The sequence below is a fragment of the Micromonospora sp. WMMD1128 genome, from assembly GCF_027497235.1.
In the GTDB taxonomy this organism is placed as follows: domain Bacteria; phylum Actinomycetota; class Actinomycetes; order Mycobacteriales; family Micromonosporaceae; genus Micromonospora.
This window is the reverse complement of the sequence record NZ_CP114902.1, coordinates 2170232-2188463: the sequence shown is the minus strand read 5'-3', so window position 1 is coordinate 2188463 and position 18232 is coordinate 2170232. Positions and strand designations below refer to the sequence as shown.

General features: G+C 73.0%; 13 protein-coding genes. 2 read left to right on the top strand and 11 right to left on the bottom strand.

Translation table 11 applies throughout. The features are described 5' to 3' along the window. Positions 1-24: 24 nt before the first annotated feature. Together O7602_RS10140 and O7602_RS10135 are read right to left on the bottom strand one after the other, a co-directional pair. Positions 25-2019 carry a VWD domain-containing protein gene (locus tag O7602_RS10140; RefSeq protein ID WP_281588165.1) on the bottom strand — a complete coding sequence of 665 codons (1995 nt, stop codon included), beginning with the start codon at positions 2017-2019 and terminating at the stop codon, positions 25-27. 175 nt (positions 2020-2194) lie between these two features. Continuing rightward, positions 2195-3199, bottom strand: a complete 1005-nt coding sequence (locus O7602_RS10135) for a LacI family DNA-binding transcriptional regulator (protein ID WP_281588163.1) — start codon at positions 3197-3199, stop codon at positions 2195-2197. A gap of 184 nt (positions 3200-3383) precedes the next feature. On the opposite strand from O7602_RS10135, the gene O7602_RS10130 reads away from it, so the two are divergent. Together O7602_RS10130 and O7602_RS10125 are read left to right on the top strand one after the other, a co-directional pair. Further along, entirely contained in the window at positions 3384-5738 is a 2355-nt protein-coding gene (locus O7602_RS10130) for an AbfB domain-containing protein (RefSeq protein WP_281588161.1), read from the top strand. 182 nt (positions 5739-5920) lie between these two features. Next, positions 5921-7456, top strand: a complete 1536-nt coding sequence (locus O7602_RS10125; RefSeq protein ID WP_281588159.1) for a ricin-type beta-trefoil lectin domain protein — start codon at positions 5921-5923, stop codon at positions 7454-7456. 101 nt (positions 7457-7557) lie between these two features. Here O7602_RS10125 and O7602_RS10120 read toward each other — a convergent pair whose 3' ends face one another. From O7602_RS10120 to O7602_RS10080, 9 genes are all read right to left on the bottom strand, one after another. Beyond that, positions 7558-8424: a chitosanase gene (locus O7602_RS10120; protein WP_281588158.1), complete on the bottom strand. Its 867-nt coding sequence runs from the start codon at positions 8422-8424 to the stop codon at positions 7558-7560. Positions 8425-8559: 135 nt separating this feature from the next. Beyond that, on the bottom strand, positions 8560-10113 hold the full coding sequence (locus tag O7602_RS10115) for a cellulose binding domain-containing protein (RefSeq protein WP_281588156.1): 1554 nt from the start codon (positions 10111-10113) through the stop codon (positions 8560-8562). Positions 10114-10231: 118 nt separating this feature from the next. Further along, positions 10232-11620 carry a metallopeptidase TldD-related protein gene (locus O7602_RS10110; protein WP_281588155.1) on the bottom strand — a complete coding sequence of 463 codons (1389 nt, stop codon included), beginning with the start codon at positions 11618-11620 and terminating at the stop codon, positions 10232-10234. Further along, complete coding sequence (locus O7602_RS10105; protein WP_281588153.1) at positions 11617-13134, bottom strand: TldD/PmbA family protein; 1518 nt, start codon at positions 13132-13134, stop codon at positions 11617-11619. The genes O7602_RS10110 and O7602_RS10105 overlap by 4 nt, the downstream gene beginning before the upstream one ends. Next, positions 13131-14000 carry a homocysteine S-methyltransferase family protein gene (locus tag O7602_RS10100; protein WP_281588152.1) on the bottom strand — a complete coding sequence of 290 codons (870 nt, stop codon included), beginning with the start codon at positions 13998-14000 and terminating at the stop codon, positions 13131-13133. Before O7602_RS10100 ends, O7602_RS10105 begins: the two co-directional genes overlap by 4 nt. 25 nt (positions 14001-14025) lie before the next feature. Then, positions 14026-15168 (bottom strand): aminotransferase class I/II-fold pyridoxal phosphate-dependent enzyme, encoded by a 1143-nt coding sequence (locus O7602_RS10095; RefSeq protein ID WP_281588151.1) that lies wholly within the window; start codon positions 15166-15168, stop codon positions 14026-14028. A 5-nt stretch (positions 15169-15173) separates the two neighbouring features. Then, positions 15174-16460 carry a cysteine desulfurase gene (locus tag O7602_RS10090; RefSeq protein ID WP_281588150.1) on the bottom strand — a complete coding sequence of 429 codons (1287 nt, stop codon included), beginning with the start codon at positions 16458-16460 and terminating at the stop codon, positions 15174-15176. Then, the gene (locus tag O7602_RS10085) at positions 16457-17245 is read right to left on the bottom strand and encodes a crotonobetainyl-CoA--carnitine CoA-transferase (protein ID WP_281588148.1); all 789 of its coding nucleotides are present in this window, start codon (positions 17243-17245) and stop codon (positions 16457-16459) included. The genes O7602_RS10090 and O7602_RS10085 overlap by 4 nt, the downstream gene beginning before the upstream one ends. 264 nt (positions 17246-17509) lie before the next feature. Then, a complete protein-coding gene (locus O7602_RS10080) occupies positions 17510-18232 on the bottom strand; it encodes a winged helix-turn-helix transcriptional regulator (RefSeq protein WP_281588146.1) in 723 nt (240 codons plus the stop codon).

Genomic DNA, 18232 nt, shown 5'->3' with positions numbered 1-18232 from the left:
CCGCACGTTCCCTGCCGACCGGGGTTACCCGCCGGCCCGGCCACATCCCGCCGGGGAACACGTCGGTGTCGGGCAGAGCGGACGGGTGTCTCCGGGTACGCAGATCGGCGGCTGCGGGGGGTTGGCGTCGACATCCGGCCGCTGGAGTCCGACATAGACGATGGCGGCGGACGCGTTGCCGAACACGCCGACGTCCAGGGTGCACGTGTCCAGCCACAGCGTGTTGACCTGCCTGTTGCGGCAGACCTCCTGCGCCCATTCGCGGGTGGTCGTGCTCAGGTTGCCGGCGTAGAACGGCGCCGTCGGGTTGCCCGGGGTGACGGCGGTGCAGGGTTGCAGCAGGGTGGCCGACGGGCTGACCCGCCAACTGTTGCCGAACGTCTCGTAGAGGGCGGTATGGGTGACCGGAACGCGCAGGGGGTTGCCGCCCCTGACATCGAGGTAGTGGGGATCGTCGTTGGGGTTGCCCAGGAGGCCGCGTACCGTCGACGCCCCGGGCCCGACGCCGACGCCCAGGTCGAGGTATCCGCTGTTGGCGGTGGCGCGGACGCTGTTGCCCGACGGGTCCGTGAAGGTGTACACGTTGTTGACGCGGTCGATCGCCACGCCGTTGGGCAGCAGCAGTGAGTCGCCGGCCGGCAGGCTGGTGGTGGTGCCGTTCACCACCAGGCGGGTCCCTTCGCACAGCGCCAGCCTCGAGGTGCCCATCCGCATGGCGACCGACCGGTTGACCGAGGCGTTGGGCCACTTCGGGGGGCCTGACGCCTTGCGGGTCTGCACCTCGAACGTGGAACCGGCCTGCGCCTCGACGAAGTCGCCGGTCGCCTGGAAGTCGTAGAACAGACCGCTGAACGTGTACTGGTGGGTGTCGCCGATGACCGCGGCGACGCGGCAGGCCGACGGCGCGGCCGGCCCCTGGACCGACTCGTTGATGACGGCTGCCGGCGACGGACTCGGCGAGCTCGGACCCGGAGGTCCGAAGTTGAGGTTGTTCCGCTCACTGCTGAAGCCGAAGTTCTGGCAGCCGGGCTTGGCCGGGCTGCCGTCCTCGACAGTCGTGCGGACGTTGAAGCTCGCCTCCGGATTGAACCTGGCCGTCGCGCCGTGACCGTAGCCGAACACGTTGAACTCGACCTGGGTCCACTCCGACGCGGGCTCCTGGGGCGTCGGCGGCCGCATGTGGAGGACGCCCACCCCGCTGGACGAGTAGATCTGGCCCGCCCCGTCGTTGAACGTGGCGGTGTCGGTCTCCTGCCCGTCGGCAGTCGTGGTCGCGCCCTCCAGCCGCAGTTCCGACCTCGCGATGCCCTGGATCGACAGGTAGGGCAGCTCGGCCGCCCTGGACTTCCAGGTGCAGTGGACTTCCCCGTCGTCCGCGACCTCGGTCCATTCGGGCGGGCACGGCTGGCCGTGGTCCGGGTCGGGGTTGTAGTGCAGCAGCCAGTACTCGACGTAGAGGTGGCTGGGGCTGGGATCGGGATTCGGATTGCCGCCCCTGGTGCCGTCGTTGGCGAGCACGAACTGCTTCCAGCCACGGCACAGGCCGGCGGTCGGCGACCCGTTGCACTCCTGGACGCTCAGGTGGTTGGTGTTGAGCTGGAACGAGTAGCTGCCCGCCATCGTCGGCCCGCTGGGCTCCCCGGGTGGGGCAGCCTGCGGGACGCTCGTCACGCTCAACAGGTTCGGCTGTTTCACCTTCTCGAAGCTGCCGTACGCGCTGGTGATCGGACCGGCGCCCGCGGGCCGTTCCGTCACGATCCCGATCCCGCCGCCCATGTCCCGCTGCGGAGACTGTTCGAGGTTCGGGGCCATCGGGGCCGACGGCGGAGCCACACACCCGGTCTCCCGCCACGCCAGTTCGGGATAGGCCCCGGTGAAGCAGCCCTGCGCCGACGGCCGCGGTATCTTCACCATTCTGGCGTGCCAGGTCCGCAGATCCCCCTGGCTGGCCGCTGTCGTCTCGTCGCCGCTGACATACACCCCCATCCCCACCAGGGCCGCCGCGATCGTGATGCCCACGAGCCTGGATCGTGACCGGCGTTCTCGTGGTAGCAACCTCATCATCGTTTCCTCCCACCGTCTGTGGAGTCGCCTGACGCCCGCCCTCGGGACGGGCCTGGCTGATGAGCGTCGCGCGACCTCGGGCCGGGCGGGGAAACCCCATACAAACCCATACCCGGGTTCTCCCACCCCGTCAGCGGCCGGTGCTCTCCCGCTCGACGAGGTGGAATGCGGGCTGCACGTGCGTCGGCGGGCCCGCCTCGCCCTCGATCCGGGCCACCAACCGCCGGACCGCCAACCGGCCGATCGCCTGCTTGTCCGGGGCGACGGTGGTCAGCGTGGGGTTGCTGAAGCGCCCCTCCTCGATGTCGTCGATGCCGGCCACCGCCACGTCGTCGGGCACGCTCCGGCCGGTCCGGGCGAGCGCCCGCAGGGCGCCGACGGCGATCAGGTCGTTGTACGCGAGCACGGCGTCGGGCGGACTGTCCAGGGTCAGCAGGTGGCGCACGGCGTGCTCACCGTCCGCCCGGCCGAAGTGCTCCGTGGGTACGACGAGGCGGAGGTCGTACGGGATCCCGGCCGCGTCGAGCGCCTCCCGGTAGCCACGGATGCGCAGGTGCGCGGACTGCCGGTCGTCCACCGGTGAGGCGCCGACGAACGCGATCCGCCGACGGCCCAGCGCGACCAGGTGCGCGGTCGCCGTCCGACTCGCCGCGACGTTGTCGATCGCGACGTGGTCGTACGGCACGTCGTAGACCCCCTCCCCGATCAACACCAGCGGCGTCCGGGCCCGCCGGGCCAGCACCTCCGCCCGACCGATCGCCACCGGGCTGAGGATGAGCCCGTCGATGACGTGCCGCTGCGCTCCGTCCAGGAGCGTCAACTCCTCGCCGCGCCGGGCGGCGGTGTTCTCCATCAGCAGCGTGTAGCCGAGGCCGGCAGCCTCGCGGATGGCCACCTCGGCCAGCTCGGCGAAGTACGGATTGGTCAGCTCGGGAACGGCGAGCGCGATCAACCCGGTGCGCCCGCGGCGCAGGTGCCGCGCGCTCAGGTTGGGGGTGTAGCCCAGTTCGTCGACGGCCTGCTGCACCCGCCGCCGGGTGCGCTCCCCCACCGGCCGATAGCCGTTGACCACGTTGGAGACGGTGGCGAGTGAGACGCCCGCCCGCTCGGCGATGTCCTTCAGACTGACCCCCATGGGCCGTCCCTCCCGTGCGGGATGAGGTGGATGACGCGACGCAATATATCGATGGATGGGGATTGACGGCCTGTCCGTCGGCGCTCTATAACGTTATACGAACGGCACGATCGGCCACCCCGACACCCACCGCCCGCCGCCAGCGGCGCAGCTCGGCCCTGACGGCCCGTTCGATGGAGACGGCATGACACGTCCCGCCCCCGTCCGCCTCGCCGCCCCCCTACTGGTCGTTCTCACCCTGGTCGCCGGTCTGCTCGCCGCCCCGGCCACGCCGGCGCGCGCGGTGCCGGCCAAGAATCCGCCGCTGACCACCCCCTGGACCGCCCAGGCGCTCGCCGGCACGCCGCTGCCGGACTACCCGCGACCGCAGATGACCCGGTCGGACTGGCTCAACCTGAACGGCGAGTGGCAGCTACGACAGTCCGCCACCGACGACGCCCCTCAGTTCGGCACCGATCTGCCCGAGCGGATCAACGTGCCGTTTCCGGTGGAGAGCGCGCTGTCCGGGGTGCGGCGCGCCGCCGGCGACAACCGCAACCACCTGTTCTACCGGCGGACCGTGACGGTGCCCACCAGCTGGAACGGGCGCCGGGTGCTGCTCCACTTCGGCGCCGTCGACTGGCAGACCACCGTCTGGGTCAACGGCACCGTGGTCGGTGGCCACACGGGCGGCTACGACGCCTTCACCTTCGACGTCACTCCGCAGTTGCGAAGCGGCGCGAACGAGATCGTGGTGAAGGTGTGGGACCCGACGGACAGCCGGCAGAACGGGAGCCTGCCGCCGATCGGCAAGCAGACCAAGCAACCCGGCGGCATCTTCTACACGCCCAGCTCGGGCATCTGGCAGACGGTGTGGCTGGAACCGGTGCCGGCGGCCTCGATCAGCCGGGTCGACCTCTCGCCGAGCCTGGCCGACAACACGCTGCGCGTCCGGGTCCGCACCCGCGGGGACGTCAGCGGTCACCGCGTCCTGGCCGAAGCGCTCGACGGCGCCACCGTGGTCGGCTCCGCCACCGGCGGCTTCACCGAGTTCAAGGTGCCGGTGCCGAACGCCCGCCGCTGGTCGCCCGACGACCCGTTCCTCTATCACCTGCGAGTCACGCTGCGTAACGCCGTAGGTGATCAGGTCGACCGGACCACGCACTACTTCGGCATGCGCGAGATCAGCACCGGCGTGGTCAACGGCGTCCTACGACCCAAGCTCAACGGCCAGTTCGTCTTCCAGACCGGCACGCTGGACCAGGGATTCTGGCCGGACGGGCTCTACACCGCGCCCACCGACGCCGCGCTCGCCTTCGACCTGCAGAAGCACAAGGACCTCGGCTTCAACATGGTGCGCAAGCACATCAAGGTCGAACCGCAGCGCTGGTTCTACCACGCCGACCGGCTCGGGCTGCTCGTGTGGCAGGACGTTCCGTCACTCACCGCGCAGGACATCAACGCGACCGACGCGCAGCAGGCGCAGCTGGAGACCGAAGCCCGTGAGATCGTGGACGAGCATCGCAGCTCGCCGGCCGTCGTCACCTACACCGTCTACAACGAGGGTTGGGGTGAGCGTGCGCTGGCCGACACCCGCCGGGTCGCCCAGAATGTGCAGAACCAGGACCCGACCCGGCTGGTCAACGCGCACAGCGGCTACAACTGCTGCCAGTCGTTGGGCAACCCCGGCAACGGCGACATCGACGACTGGCACGTCTACCTGGGGCCGGACTCGCCGGCGCCGTCGAGCAGCCGGATCGCCGTGCTCGGCGAGTTCGGCGGCCTGGGCCTGCGCGCGCCCGGACACGAGTGGAGCCCGAACGGCAGCTTCTTCGCCTACGAGTGGCAGCCGAACTCCACCGCGCTGACCGACCGCTACGTCGGCCTGGTGCAGGGCACGCAGAACCTGATGCTCGGCAAGGGGCTGAGCGCCTCGGTCTACACCGAGATCGCCGACCAGGAGGGTGAGCTGAACGGATTCCTCACCTACGACCGGCAGGTGGTCAAGATGGACCAGGCCCGGGTACGGGCCGCCAACCTGGCCCTGATCGACGCGTCGAGGTCGGTCGGCAGTTCGGCGCCGGTGGCGCTGCCGTTGAACACCAGGCGATCCGTCCAGGTGACGACCCCCGGGTTCACCAACCGGTTCCTGCGGCACCGGGACAGCCTCGCCTACACCGAGATCGTGGACGCGAACAGCCCGGCGCTGCTCAAGAACGACGCCACCTACACGGTTCGGGCAGGTCTGGCCGACGCGGCGTGTTACTCGTTCGAGTCGGTCAACTTCCCCGGGCAGTTCCTCCGGCACCAGGACTCGCGCGTACGCAACTCGCCGAACGACGGCTCGGCGTTACTCCGCGCGGACGCCACCTGGTGCGCCCGGGTCGGTCTCACCGGGAGCGGGGTCTCGTTGGAGTCCTACAACTTCCGCGGCAGGTATCTGCGGCACTACAACTCCGAGGTCTGGTTGAGCAACGGCACCGGCGGCGAGGCGTGGAACTCCCCCGCGCTGTGGGCCGCGGACAGCACCTGGAACATCACCACGCCCTGGGCGCCCTGAGCGGCACGGTCCGGGGCGCCGGTGCCGCACCGGCGCCCCGGACCGCCGCCTCGCCGACGTCCACACGGCCGACACATGATTGAGGCACGTCTATTGACAAAGACTCTTTACGGTTTCAGGCTGAGAGCGCTCTCTCGCGCCCTCTGGCACGGCGCGACGCCGCACCGACCGGAAGGAGTTCGATGATCAGGACCATGGCGCTGCTCACCGCCGCGACGCTCGCCCTGCCGATTCCGGCCGCCGCACCAGCGACGGCTCCCCCCGCCCCTCGGGTGCAAGCGCAGCCGTCCGGCCTGCCGGCGGAGATGGCCGCGGCGATGCGCCGCGACCTGCACCTGACCGACGACCAACTCACCGCCCGCCTCACCACCGAGGCCGCCGCGGCGGTGGTCGACCGACGCCTGCGCTCCCGCCTCGGCACCCGGTACGCCGGCTCGTGGCTGGACCCGAGCGGCCCGCTCACCGTCGCCGTCACCGACGCGTCCGCCGCCGCCACGGTACGGGCCGAGGGCGCCCGGCCCCGGCTCGTTCCCCGGACACTCACGACGCTCACCTCGGCCCGCAGCACGCTGGACCGGCACGCGCGCAGCCATCCGCCCGGCGCCGCCGTGCGCGGTTGGTACGTGGACGCCACCACCAACGAGGTCGTGGTGCGGGTCGCGCCGGGCCAGGAGCGCACCGCCCGGGCGTTCGTCGACGACAGCGGCCTCGCCGGCGCACCCGTCCGCTACACGGCGGCTCCCGACGCGCCCCGCCCCCTGTACGACATCCGGGGCGGCGACCAGTTCCTCATCAACGGCAACGTGCTCTGCTCGGTGGGCTTCGCCGTCACGGGCGGTTTCGTCACGGCCGGACACTGCGGGGCCACCGGCAGTCCCACCCGTGGGTTCAACAACGTGGCGCAGGGCACCTTCGCCGGCTCGTCGTTCCCGGGCAACGACTACGCCTGGGTCCGCACCAACGGAGACTGGACGCCGCGCCCCTGGGTGAACAACTACGCCGGGGGGAACGCTCCCGTCGCCGGCTCCCGGGACGCGGTGATCGGCAGCTCGGTCTGCCGGTCGGGACGGACGACCGGCTGGCGCTGCGGCACGCTACTGGGTCGGGACGAGACGGTCAACTACGCCCAGGGCGCGGTCTACGGACTCAGCCGCAGCAACGCCTGCGCCGAGGGCGGCGACTCCGGCGGCGCCTGGCTCTCCGGCGACCAGGCCCAGGGGGTGACCTCGGGCGGATCGGGCAACTGCACCTCCGGCGGCACCATGTGGTTCCAGCCGGTCAACGAGATCCTCGGCGCCTACGGGCTGAACCTGGTCACCACCGGCGGTGGCGGCACCGGGACCCGGATCATCAGCAACTGGAACAACAAGTGCATCGACGTGCCGAACTCGAACTTCTCCGACGGCGTCCCCCTGCAGACCTGGAACTGCAACGGCACGGCGGCGCAGAGCTGGACCTTCACCGGCGGTAGCCTGCGCACGCAGAACAACAAGTGCATGGATGTCGCCTGGGGCTCCCGGGACAACGGCGCGGTCATCCAGATCGCCAACTGCAGCGGCAACCCCGCGCAGCAGTTCGTGTTGTCCGCCGCCGGGGACCTGGTCAACCCGCAGGCCAACAAGTGCGTCGACATCAAGGACTGGAACGGCAACGACGGCGCGCGGTTGCACCTCTGGGAGTGCGGTGGCACCGCCAACCAGAAGTGGCGCACCGGCTGAACCGTCAGCCCTCCGACGGCGTCCCGTCCGGCCGATCCGAGGGCCGGGCGGGACGCCGTGCCGCGCCGGTCGGATGATGCGCCACCGCCGCACCCCGACGGTCAGCCGATGCGGAACCGCATGCCGTAGACGGCGAACACCAACGGCGTGTGCAGGTCGACGTTGCCGTTGTCGAGGAACACCCGCTGTGCCGTGTCGACGCGGGAGGTGTCCGAGTGGGCGTCCTCCTTCCGCATCTCGGCGACCCGCTCGTCGAGGAACGCGTCGAGCCAGATCCGCTCGTCGCCACCCTGCGCCGGGGGCGTTGCCCGGGCGAGGGCGCGGCTGCGGATCTGACGCAGTCCCGCGTACCCGTGCATGACCGCCGCGTCGTAGTAGACGAACTGGCCCAGGGCCCGGACCCCGTCGTTCCTGCCGTCCCGGACCGACCGGTTGAAGTAGATCCGGTCGCGTTCGGCCTCCTGCACGGCCCGGAACACCGGGTCGGCGGCGGCGGCGCGCCAGTCGCGGGGAAAGTCCGGGTCGAGGCCCTCGTGCGACGCGGTGCCGTTGACGGCGCGCAGCGCCGGCAGGTAGCCGGCCAGCACGTTGCCGGGCCGGGCCTTCGCGTACGCCTGGACCAGCGCGAGCATGTCGCCGGTGCCGGAGCAGAAGCCGATGATGCCGGCGGTGTAGCCGCGACCGTCGCCGATGTCCTCAAGGTAGGAGAACTGGGCGCGCCAGTCGAGCGAGGAGTTCTCCGCCGCCGAGACGAGCTGCATGGCGACGTCCTTCTTCGCCGGGTCGTCGAGATCGGCGGCGGCCGGAACGCTGGGGGTCGGGGCGGTGGTGGTCGGGGCGGTGGCGGTCGCCGCCGGGACGGTGGGGGTGGGGGTCGCGGGGTCGGCCGGCGGCAGGACGTATCCGGCCGCCGCGATGCCGATCAGCAGGGCACCCGCGACGTGGGCGCCGGTTCCTCCGCGCAGCATGGCGTCCTCGGGCCGGGGGCAGGTGCTTCGGTCAGGCCCCGCTGGTGCTCGCACGGAGCGACCGTGCGAGCACCAGCGGGGCCACGACCAGTATGCGACGCCCGCAGACGTACGCCAAAGGCACCGGGCCGCAGGTCAGGGCAGTGTCTTGAGGAACGGGCCGTGGTTGAGCCGGAATTCCCAGGCGTAGTAGCGGTCCCAGTTGATGGACCAGGTCATGAGGCCCCGGAGGGTGGGGTTGGTTCCGCTGCGGGGGGCGTACGCGCCGCAGTTCTGGCCCCGGACGAGGCAGGTCACCGCCTGTTGCACGCCGGCCGGGGCGAGGTAGCCGTTGCCGGCGCTTGTCGAGGAGGGCGCGCCGAACGCGACCTGGTCGGCGCGCAGCGCGGGGAAGACCGCGTTGGCGTTCCCGGCGACGGGGAAGCCGGCCAGCAGCATGTCCGTCATCGCGATGTGGAAGTCGGCGCTGCCCATGGTGTGGTACTGACCGTCGAGCCCGACGATGGGGCCGGAGTTGTAGTCCTGGACGTGCAGGACGGTGAGGATGTCGCGCAGCGCGTGGATCAACGGCAGGTACGACCCGGCCCTGGGGTCCTGGCCGCCCCACGGGCCGGAGCCGTAGAACTGGTAGCCGAGCTGCACGAAGAACGTCTCCGGGGCCATCGTGAGCACGAAGCCGGCGCCGTAGCGCTGCTTGAGGGTGCGGATCGCCGCGATCAGGTTCACCACGACCGGGGTGGTCGGGTTGCGGAAGTCGGTGTCGCCGGTGTCGAGGTAGAGGGAGTGGCCCTCGAAGTCGATGTCCAGGCCGTCGAGGCCATACCTGTCGATGATCGCCGACACCGAGCGGACGAAGGTGTCCCGGGCGGCGGTCGTGGTGAGTTGCACCTGACCGTTCTGGCCGCCGATCGAGAGCAGCACCTTCTTGCCCTGCTGCTGCTTGGCGCGGATCGCCGCGGTGAACTGGGCCTCGGTCTCCACGTTGGGGCACTCGGCGACCGGGCAGAGCTGGAAGCGGATGTCGCCGGAGGTGACGGAGGTGGGTTCGCCGAAGGCGAGGTTGACGATGTCCCAGTCGTCGGGCACGTCGGCCATCCGTAGGTATCCGGCGCCGTTGGCGAAGCTGGTGTGCAGGTAGCCGATCAAGGCGTGCTTCGGCAGCCCGGTGGTCGGCGGCGCGCTGGTCGGCGGCGCGCTGGTCGGCGGCGCGCTGGTCGGCGGCGCGCTGGTCGGCGGCGCGCTGGTCGGCGGCGCGCTGGTCGGCGGCGCGCTGGTGGGGGGTGCGCCACCGCCGCACGGCGCGCCGTTCAGCGTGCAGTCGGCGGGCGAGCCGGAGCCGGTGGCGAGGAAGCCGAACGACGCCGACGCGCCGGGGGCCAGAGTGCCGTTCCAGGCGCGGTTGGTGAAGGTGTGCCGCTGCCCGACGCTGCTGACCGTGGCGTCCCAGTACGAGCCGAGGGTGGTGCCGGCCGGCAGGGTGAAGGCGACCTGCCAGCCGGTGATCGTGCTCGACCCGCCGTTGGTGATTGTGTAGCGGCCCTCCCAGCCGGCACCCCAGTCGGAGGTCTTGGTGAACGCGGCCGTCGGGCCGGCGGCCAGGGCCGGACCGGCGAGGATCAGGGTCGCCGCGGCGGCGGTGACCAGGGCCGCCACGGCGGCCAGGAACGGTGTTCGGAGTTGGCGCGCCATCCGGTCCTCCCGAGGGGTGCCCGACCGAGGGGTATCGACGGGAGGCTAATTATTAGGTTTGTTAACTGAAATTGTCCAGCATCCGGCGCGACGGCGGACGCGCGGACCTCACGCCGCCTCATACCGCCGGGCTCACCTCCGAGACGGCGAAATCAGCCACCCGCAGCGTCGGCATCGCCATCCGGGTGAAGTAGTCACCCCACTCCCGGGGCAGCGTGCGCTCGGTCGCGCCCACCTCGGTCACCCGGCCGAGCAGCGCCACCGGGCTCTCGTTGAACCGGAAGTTGGGCAACGCGGCCACCACCTCGCCGTCCTCCACCAGATAGACGCCGTCCCGGGTCAGGCCGGTCAGCAGCAGCGTCCGGGGATCCACGTCGCGCAGGTACCACAGGCAGGTCAGCAACAACCCGCGCCGGGTGCCGGCGACCATGTCGGCAAGCGTCCGGCCGCCGGCCGGACCGGCCAGGACCAGGTTGTCGACGAACGGGGTGAAGGGCTGACCGGCGCGACGGGCCGAGTGCCGGGTCTGCACCAGCGCCCGCAACTGTCCGTCGACCATCCACCGGGTGGCGGCCAGCGGCAGGCCGTTGTCGAAGACACTGCCGGCCGAGCCGGACGCCCGGGCCACCAGGAACGGCGCGCACGCCAGGCCGGGCGCCGCCGGGTCGCTCCGCAGCGTCAGCGGGGACGCGGTGAGCCGCTCCCCGATCCGGGTGCCTCCGTCCGCGCCGCCGAACACCGTCCGTCCGTCGAGGGCGTCGGCGGCACCGGCGTTCAGGTAGAGGTGCAGCATCAGATCGGCGACGCAGGCCGGCGGCAGCAGCACCTCGTACCGGCCCGGGGCCAGGGTGTCCCGGCGCGGCACGCCGGCCAACCGGTCCCGCAGCCGCACCGCCGTCGCCGGCAGGTCGGTGTAGGTCAGGTCGGTGCCGCCGACCCCCGCCCAGGCCGACGCCGTCCCCCCGCCGCGGGCGGTGAGGTCCAGCACCGACGTCGGTTGGACGTGCCGCAGCCGCAGGCCGCCGGTGGAGGCCAGCCAGGTGGTGTCGACCCGCTGCTCGGCGTACCCGTACAGGTCGTGCCCGGCGGCGCGGGCGGCGGCGAACGCGTCGCCCAGCCCGGCCGAGAAGCCGTGCAGCCGGTGCACCGGCACCTCCGCCGCGGGGTCGTCCCAGGACGCCGCCGGCAGGCCGGTCGCGACGGCCAGCGGAGCCGCGTCCTGAGCCGGCTCGCCGGCCCGGGCGGTGTGCCGGGCCCGGGCCACCAGCTCGGCCAGGTCCCGGTCGGTCGGCGCGCCGCCGGAACCGACCACGCCCGCCGCCGTGCCGGACCCGGCGTCGGCGAGGGCGACGACCGTCAGCCGGCGTCGGCGCGCCGCGCCCGACGTGGTGAGCGTGTTGCCGGCCCACCGCAGGTGAGCCGTCGCGGTCTCGTCGACGATCACCAGCAGCTCCCCGCCCCGCCCGGCCCGGGCCAGGACCCGTTCCGCGAGTTCGGCTCCGCTCACCGTGGCCCCTCCCCGCTCGTGTCCACCACGCGCACGCCCCGGAAGACCGCGGTCGGCGCGCCGTGGCTGGCCGCCGCGGCCTGCACCGGCTGGCCCTTGCCGCACAGGTCCGCGCCGAAGCACCGGTAGGTCCCCGGGCCGCCGAGGCCGACAAGCGACCCCCAGAAGTCGGTGGTGTCGGCCTGGTAGGCGACCCCGGAGAGCTGCTCGCCGAGACGCCCGTGCCGGATCCGGTACGCCAGTTGCGCGGTGAACTGGAAGCGGCGCCGCTGGGTGTCGATGGACCAACTGTCCGAGCCGACCAGGAAGATGCCGTCCGTCACGCCACCGATCAGGGCCGCCGTGTCGGGCCCGTCGGGCGCCGGCCGCAGCGAGACGTTCGGCAGTCGGGAGATCGGCACGTGCTCCGCCGACTCGGCGTAGGCGCAGCCGGTGGAGCGGGCCGCGCCGAGCCGGACCGCCGTGTGCCGGTCGGTCTGGAACCCGGTCAGGACCCCGTCCCGGACCAGCGTCCACGCCCCGGTGGCCACCCCCTCGTCGTCCCAGCCGACCGTGGCCAGCCCGTGCGGATCGGTCCGGTCGGCGGTCACGGTCATCAGCTCCGAGCCGTACCGGAGCGTGTCGACGTCGGCCGGGGTGGCGAACGTGCCACCGGCGTAGCCGATCTCGTGGCCGAGCGCCCGGTCCGCCTCGGTGGCGTGCCCGACCGACTCGTGGATGGTGAGCCACAGGTGCGACGGGGCGGTCACCAGGTCGTACCGGCCCGGCCGCACCGGCCGGGCGCGCAGCTTGCCGGCCAGCTGGTCCGGTATCTCCGCCAGCTCCGCCGCCCAGTCCCAGCCCGATCCGTGCAGGTATTCCCAGCCCCGCCCGGTGGGCGGCCCGAGCGTGCGCAGGGTGGCGGTCGTGCCGCCCGCCGCGCCCACGGCGAGGACCTGCGGGTGGACCCGGACCCGCTGCTGGAGCACGCTGGTGCCGGCCGTGTCGGCATACCAGGTCGTCTCCCGGACGGCGCTGACCTTGGCCAGCACGTGTCGCACGACCGGCGCGGCGAGCAGCCCCCGGCTCCAGTCGGCGAGCAGCGCCACCGCGTCGGCCTCCGGGACCGCGAACGGGTCCACCCGGCAGTGCGACGTCCACCGCCGGTCGGCGTACACCGGCTCCGGAGCCAGCTCGACCGGCTCCGCGCCCACCTCCCGGCACACCCGGGCCACCTGCACCGCGCGGCCGACCGCGTCGACCGCGGCGGCCGGGTCGACCTCGGGCACCGCCGCGAAGCCCCGCGCGCCCTCGTGCAGCACGCCGACGCTCAGGCCCAGCTCGGTGTCGTCCCGGCTGCCGCGCAGACGCCCGTCGTGCAGCAACAGCCGGCGGGCCCGGTTGCGGACCACCCGCACCGCGGCGTGCCGCGCGCCGAGTCGGCGCGCCTCACCCAGGACCGCGTCGGTCACCTCGGCCAACGGCAACGCCAGGAAGGACGGCTCGATCCCGGCGGCGGTGTCCGCCGCGGTCACGCGCCGAACCGGTCGGTCATCGCGGCCAGGTGCTCCGGGGTGGTGCCGCAGCAGCCGCCGGCGAGCGCCAGGTCGTACTCGTCGCGCCAGCGGGCCATCAGCTCGCCGAACGACTTCGGGTCGAGGGCCGGCCCGTCGCCGTCCCGGCCCTCCAGGTTCGGGTACGCCCCGACCGGGCCGGAGACCTCCGCCCGCAACGCGCGCAGGCACTCCTCGGTCCGCGCCGGATCGGTGCAGTTGACGAGCACCGCCTCCGCGCCGTCGGCCAGCACGGCGCGGGCGGCCCCGACGAGCGGCTCCCCGGAGAGCAACCGGGCGTCGTCGCCGCAGACGAAGCCGACCCAGGCGGTCGCGCCGGTGGCGAGCACCTCGGCCAACGCGGCGCGGGCCTCCCGGGCGGTGTTCATGGTCTCGATCAGCATCGTGTCGACGCCGGCCCGGGAGAGCTCGGTGGCCAGCCAACGGTGTTCCACGCGCAGCGTGTCGTCGTCCGGCACCAGGTCCGGGCGGTACGCGTCGGCCACCGGCGCGATCGACGCCACCACCCGGGTACGCGGACCGCCGGCGGCGTTCCGGGCGGCCAGCGCCACGCCGACGGCGGCGTGCACCATCCAGCCGAGCCCCGCGTCCGTCAGCCCGGCCGCCTGCAGGGCCCGCAGGTTGCACCGGAACGTGTTGGCGGTGATCACGTCGGCGCCGGCGGCGAGGAAGCGTTCGTGTACTCCCCGCAGGACCCGGCGCCGTTCGTCGGACAGCAGTGCCCGGGTCATCCACCAGGGCGGCGACAGCGGCATGCCGGCGCGGTGCAGCTCGGTGGCCACTCCCCCGTCGAGCCGGATCGTGGACCCGTCGGTCAGGCGTCCCATCGGTACCGTTCCTCCCCCGGGCCGGTCACGCCGGTCCCGCCCGTAGCGCACGCACGAGGTCGTCGACGAGATCCGCCGGGTCCTCGATGCCCATCGACAGTCGTACGAGGTCGTCCCCGATGCCGAGCCGCAGCCGCGTCTCCCGGGGCACCGGCCGGTGCGTCATCAACGCCGGGCACTCGATCAGCGACCGGACCCCGCCGAGGCTGACCGCCGCGGCGAACAGCCGTACCCGTTCCATCAGCTTCACCGGGTCGCCGCGGTAGGTGAAGGCGACGAGCGCGCCCGGCGCGCTCATCTGCCGCGCCGCCACCGCGTGCCCGGGGTGGTCGGCCCGGCCCGGATAGTGCACGACGCCGACGGCCGGCTCGGCCGCCAGCGCGGCGACCACCCGCCGGGCGTTGTCCACCTGGCGGCCCACCCGCAGGGAGAGCGTCTTCAGGCCCCGCTGCACCAGGAAGCAGTCGGGCCCGCCGGGCGCGGTGCCGACGGTGGTCCGGTGCGCCAGCAGCCGCTCGTGCAGCTCCGGGTCGTCGTGGACCAGCGCGCCGCCGAGCACGTCGAGGTGCCCGGCGAGGAACTTGGTGGTGCTGTAGAGCGTGAGGTCCGCGCCGAGCCGTAGCGGCTGTTGCAGGGCCGGGCTGGCCAGGGTGTTGTCCACGAGCAACCGGGCGCCGCGGCGGTGCGCGAGCCGGGCCACCTCGGCGATGTCGGTGATCTTCAACAGCGGGTTGCTCGGGGACTCCACCCAGACCAGGTCCACCGGGCGGCCGTCGTCGACGAGCGCCCGGTCGCGCTGCCGCGGGTCGGCCAGGTCGACCTGGTCGACGGTCACCCCCCGGGCCCGGACGAGATCGAACAGGGTGTGCGTGCCGCCGTAGACGTCGTCGCCGGCGAGCACCCGCTGCCCGGGGGCGAGCAGCGCCAGGGCGGCCTCCGCGGCGGCCTGCCCGGAGGTGTACGCGGCGGCGAAGCGCACCTCCTCGAGCGCGGCCAGGCAGCGCTCCAACTGCTCCCGGGTCGGGTTCTCGCCGCGGCCGTAGAAGTAGCGCAGCGGCTCCTGGACGGACCGCTCGTAGGTGACCGCGAGGTGCACCGGCGGCACCAGGTCGCCGGTGCCGGGGGTGGGTTGCTGTCCCTCGTGGACGAGGCGGGTGTCGAACCGCATGCCCGTCACAGGAACCGGGTGGTCGGGTGGTCGATGGTCCACGACCCGGGGCGGACCCCGGCCACCGCGTCGCGTACCCGGTCGATGTCGTCGAGCGTGTTGTAGACGCCGAAGGAGAGCCGGACGGTGCCGAGCAGTCCCAGTCCGTCGAGGAAGACGCTGGCGCAGTGCACGCCGCAGCGGGCGGCGATCCGGTGCCGGTCGAGTTGTCCACCGACGTCGTACGGATGGATGCCCTCGACCACGAAGGAGACGATCCCGCTGGGGTCGTGCGCCGGGTCGCCGACCACCCGGACCCGGTCGAGCGCGCCGAGCGCCGCCACCGCGTGCCGGACCAGGGCGCGGTCGTGGGCGCGGATCTCGCTCCACCCGAGCCGGTCCAGGTAGGCCAGGGCCGCGGCGAGCCCGACCGCGCCGGCGACGTCCGGGGTGCCGGCCTCGAAACGGGGCGGCCCGGCGAGGTAGCGGACCGGCTCGGCGAGGGACACGCCCTTCACCGTCCCGCCGCCGACCTGGTAGGGCGGCAGCTCGGCGAGCAGGTCGCGGCGCCCGTACAGCACACCGACCCCCATCGGTCCGTAGACCTTGTGCGCGGAGAAGCAGTAGAAGTCGGCGTCCAGCGCCCGGACGTCGACCGGCCGGTGCGGCACCGCCTGCGCGCCGTCGACGACCACCGGCACGCCCCGGGCGTGGGCCGCCGCGACCATCTCGCGCACCGGGTTGACCGTGCCGAGGACGTTCGACACGTGCGCCACCGCCGCCAGGCGCACCCGGGGGCCGAGCGCCGCGGCGAAGCCGTCGGCCGGGACGCGCCCGTCCGCGCCGGCCGGCACCGTGACCAGCTCCGCGCCGACCTCCTCGCACAGGCGCCGCCACGGCAGCAGGTTGGAGTTGTGCTCCATGCCGGTGAGCAGCACCTGGTCGCCCGGACCGACCAGCCGCCGGCCCAGGGTGGCGGCGAGCAGGTTCACCGCGTGGGTGGTGCCGGAGGTGAACAGGACCTCGTCGGCGTGCCGGGCGTTGATCGCCCGGCGGACCCCCTCCCGGGCCTCGTCGAACCGGTCGGTGGAGGTGCGGCTCAGCCGGTAGTAGCCGCGCCCGACGTTGCTGTTGGCGGTCGTGTAGTAGTCGGTGACGGCGGCGAGCACGGCCGCCGGCTTCTGGGTGGTGGCGGCGTTGTCGAGGTAGGCCAGGCCGGTCCCCTCGGCGCCGCGGAAGAACGGGAAGTCGTCGCGCACGGTCGTCGGGAGCGGGCGGTTGTCGACGTCGCCCTGCCAGGTGGTGCCGGTCATGCTGTCTCCCCTCGATGGAACAGGGTGCGGAACTCCTCGAACAGGTGGTCGTCGAGCCGGACCACCTTCTGCTCCGGGTAGGGCCGACGGCTCGGTGGGAGGTAACCGGGGTCGCCCGGCCGGCGGGGCCGGCCGTCCGGGCCGAGCAGGTGTGGGCCGTAGAAGAACCAGCAGATCTGTCCGATCTGCTCGGCGAAGAGCACCTGGTGCGCCTCGGGCGGATACATCCCCAGGTGGCACCAGGTGGCGCGGAACTCTCCGCCCGGCCCGAAGCTGGCCCCGAGCAGCACGTGGCCGAAGAGGTCATGCACGGCCCGGAACACGTCGTTGTGGGTGAAGTCGACACCGTCGACGGTCACCGGGCTGGGCTCGCGCATCGGGTGCGGGTCGGTGGCCGGCCCGGGACCGTGGCCGTCGCGGGTCAGGTAGACGGCCAGGGTGCCGGTGCGCCGGACCCGCTCGCGCAGGTCGGCGGAGTCGGCGTACGGCTGCCCGTGGCCCCGCCACGGCACCACGCGGACCCCGGCGCGGACCGCCGCGTGGTAGAGCGCGAGATTCTCCGCCTTCAACAACCGGTAGCCGGCGAGCGTGACCCGGTCCGGCGGGCCGGCGGCCCGCTCGTAGGCGGCGGCGATGCGCAGGCCGAGATCCTCGCAGGCGTGGGCCGGGGGGTCGACCGGTCGGGGGTCGACCGGACCGTGGGCCGGCCGCCACCATCGCCCGGCCAGGTGGCGGTCGGCGGCGGTGGCCAGGATGAGCAGCGCATCCGACTCGCGCTCCGCCATCGCCGCCTCCGGTGGATGTTCGCAGCCGACGCCACGTCCGTGTGACGTGCGATGCCGCTCGGGCAGCCCGGGCGGCAGTCGCGCCGGCTGGCCGGCTCCATCGAGGGGGATACTACCTGTTGTTCAAGCTGAAGACGAGACCGTGATCGATGTCCGGCACCCTGCCACGATCGTCGTGGCTGCTGAACGACGGCAGGCCGGGGCGCACGGCATCGCAGCCACGGAGAAGAGCGCTTAAGAATCGACTACCGCGTGAGCGAAGGGTCAGCGGCGCGGGGCGGCGGCGCGGGTGGCCGCGGCGCGCGGCGCGGCCACCGGGCCGGCCTCCAGGCCGAGCAGGTCGCAACAGCGCAGCACCGCCTCGGTGTCACCCTCGAGCTTGAGCCGGCCCTGGATCATCGCGAGCAGCGGAGTGAGCCGGCCGGAGCCGATCTGCACGAAGGTGGCCGCATCGGTGGTGGCGAGCATCGCCGGCCGTTCCGCCTCGCCCCGCACCGGGCGCGCCTGGCCGCCCCGAACCGCAAGGTGGAACGACTCGCCGTCCACCCGGAACTGGTAGTCCTCGTCGACGTCGGGGGCGTGGTCGGGCCGGATCATCGCCTCGACCGCGAGGAAGCCCCAGTGCGGCCGGACCGTGTCCCCGTCGGACAGCTCACCGACGAACTCCATCCCCCAGTGCGCCAGCCCGAGCACCATCGGGCGCAACCGCTGCCCGACCTCGGTCAGCTCGTAGGCCAGCCGGGACCCGGTGCCGCGCAGGTCGGTCTGCCGGACCACGCCCCTCTCGGTGAGGAAGCGGAGCCGCTCGGCCAGCAGGTTGGTGCCGACGCCCGGCAGGTCGCCGAGGAGTTCGCCGTAGCGCCGGGGACCCATCAGGAGCTCCCGGACGATCAGCAGGGTCCATCGCTCGCCCAGCACGTCGAGCGCACTGGCGAGCCCGCAGTATTGGTGATAGGCGCGCTTGCCGCCGGCCGACGAGGTTTCCAC

Coding starts and splice junctions, on each gene's coding strand:
- O7602_RS10135 (WP_281588163.1), bottom strand. CDS start 3,199: ATGGGGGTCAGTCTGAAGGACATCGCCGAGCGGGCGGGCGTCTCACTC.
- O7602_RS10130 (WP_281588161.1), top strand. CDS start 3,384: ATGACACGTCCCGCCCCCGTCCGCCTCGCCGCCCCCCTACTGGTCGTT.
- O7602_RS10125 (WP_281588159.1), top strand. CDS start 5,921: ATGATCAGGACCATGGCGCTGCTCACCGCCGCGACGCTCGCCCTGCCG.
- O7602_RS10120 (WP_281588158.1), bottom strand. CDS start 8,424: ATGCTGCGCGGAGGAACCGGCGCCCACGTCGCGGGTGCCCTGCTGATC.
- O7602_RS10115 (WP_281588156.1), bottom strand. CDS start 10,113: ATGGCGCGCCAACTCCGAACACCGTTCCTGGCCGCCGTGGCGGCCCTG.
- O7602_RS10100 (WP_281588152.1), bottom strand. CDS start 14,000: ATGGGACGCCTGACCGACGGGTCCACGATCCGGCTCGACGGGGGAGTG.
- O7602_RS10095 (WP_281588151.1), bottom strand. CDS start 15,168: ATGCGGTTCGACACCCGCCTCGTCCACGAGGGACAGCAACCCACCCCC.
- O7602_RS10090 (WP_281588150.1), bottom strand. CDS start 16,460: ATGACCGGCACCACCTGGCAGGGCGACGTCGACAACCGCCCGCTCCCG.
- O7602_RS10085 (WP_281588148.1), bottom strand. CDS start 17,245: ATGGCGGAGCGCGAGTCGGATGCGCTGCTCATCCTGGCCACCGCCGCC.